The organism is Chamaesiphon sp. OTE_75_metabat_556, from assembly GCF_031378165.1.
GTDB lineage: Bacteria > Cyanobacteriota > Cyanobacteriia > Cyanobacteriales > Chamaesiphonaceae > Chamaesiphon.
Window position 1 is genome coordinate 1 of record NZ_JANNDR010000545.1, and the last position, 2,086, is coordinate 2,086.

Genomic DNA, 2,086 nt, shown 5'->3' on the forward strand with positions numbered 1-2,086 from the left:
CGCCGATCTTTGGTGCCGATCGCAAATTGTGGGGGCTGATTGCTGCTTATCAAAACGCTCACGTCCGCAAATGGCAAGAAGAGGAAATCGAAACCCTCCGCCAGATGGGTCTCCAAGTCGGGATTGCGATGGAGCAGATCCACTATATCGAGCAACTCCAAAAACGTGCCGATCAAGAACAAACAATCAACCGGATTGCCGATCGGATCCGCCAATCTTTAGTTGTTGATGATGTCTTTGCTAGCGTCGTCCAAGAAATCCGCCAAGCTTCCACAGCAGATCGGGCTGTTGTCTACCAGTTTAATGAAGACTGGAGCGGTCAAGTCGTCGCCGAATCTGTCGGTAGTGGCTGGATCTCCCTCCTCGTCGATCAGACCAAAGATGCTGTGCTCAGTGGCAATCGGACTGGGAGCGATCGCTGTCTCCTCCGCAAGTGGTCAGAAAAAGATATCACCGAAGAAGATACTCACCTGAAAAATACTAAAGGTGGTAAGTATGCCAAAGGTTCAAAATCGACGGCAGTTAATGATATCTATGCCAAAAATTTCCCCGACTGTTACATCCAGTCCCTCGAAAAATATCAAGCGAAAGCCTATATCTTGGCACCGATTTTCAAAGGTGGTGTGTTATGGGGTCTGCTCGGAGTCTATCAAAACGATGCGCCTCGGGTTTGGGATGCTTCGGAACGATCGGTAATCGAACAAGTTGCCCTCCAAATCGGCGTCGCCCTCCAACTCGCGGAATACCTCGACAGGGTTAAGACTCAGGAACAAGAACTATCGGCAATCGTCGATCGGGAACGCGCTAACCGTCAAGAACTCGAAACTGAAGCTCTACTCGTCCTCAAAGCGATCGGCCCTTCCTTCCGAGGCGACTTAACCGTCCGCGCCCCCTTATCGGAAACTGAAATCGGGACGATCGCCGATGGCTACAACACGACGATTCAAAGCCTCCGCGAATTAGTCCGCCAAGTCCAGACTGCCGCCATCAGCGTCAGTAGCACCTCCAGCGAAAACAATCTTTTAGTTAATAACCTCTCCGCTCAAGCCCAACAAGAACTCGAACAACTCGATCGCGCCTTGATTCAAGTCGATCTGATGGCCGCCTCCAGCCAAGAAGTCGCCGACTTCGCTCAAAAAGTCGAACTAGTCGTCCAATCTGCCAACCGCACCGTCCAAAACGGTGACACATTGATGGAAAGTACCGTTGAAGAGATTCTCGAAATCCGATCGACCGTATCGACTACCGCCAAGAAAATTAAACGCCTGGGTGAAACCTTCCAGAAGATTACTAAAGTCGTCAACTTGAACGAAAACTTCGCCACCCAAACCAACTTGCTCGCGCTGAATGCTTCGATCGAAGCCACCCGGGCGGGTCAATACGGCAAAGGGTTCGCAGTCGTCGCCGACGAAGTCCGCTCCCTGGCTTATCAGTCCGCCAACGCGACCACCGAAATCGAACGCCTAGTAGACGAGATCCGGATCGACACCAACGATGTTACCGAAGCCATGGAAATCGGGATCGCCCAAGTTGTCCAAGGTACCAACCTCGTCAACGAAACCCGCCAGAGTTTGAGTGAAATCGTGGTAGCGACTAGCCAAATCAGCGAACTCGTCAAAGCCATCAGTCAATCTGCGGGTACGCAAACCAAGCAATCCCAAAAACTGACCGCAGCGATGACTGACGTGGCGATGATCGCCAATCTCACCTCCGATAGTGCGACCCAAATCTCTGAATCTTGCCAACAGTTAATCGCCACCTCGCAAGTGTTGGAGACTAGTGTTAGTCGCTTTAAGGTGGATTAGGAAGTGAATAGTGAATAGTGGATAGTGAATTGTGGCTAGCGATTAAATTTCGACGCTTGTGCGTCCGCTCTAGCTTCCTTTTGAAAAAGGATTTGTACCTTTAGGTACTCTGATTTCACCAGTCACAATCGACTATTCACGACCCACTATTCACCAATTACTATTCACTATCCACTATCCACTATTCACTCTCCACCCTTATGACCGACGATCTAGATTTTCAAGAGTCACTCGATCGATACTTTGAGATCGAAGCGGCGGAATTACTCGAAACCATCGAA

1 protein-coding gene is annotated in these 2,086 nt (G+C 50.1%); it reads left to right on the forward strand.

The window, feature by feature from the left end; all coding sequences use genetic code 11:
• Positions 1–1,805 (forward strand): methyl-accepting chemotaxis protein (locus tag RMO27_RS21420; protein ID WP_309736408.1); only part of this gene is annotated, 1,805 nt, incomplete at its 5' end.
• Positions 1,806–2,086: the final 281 nt, after the last annotated feature.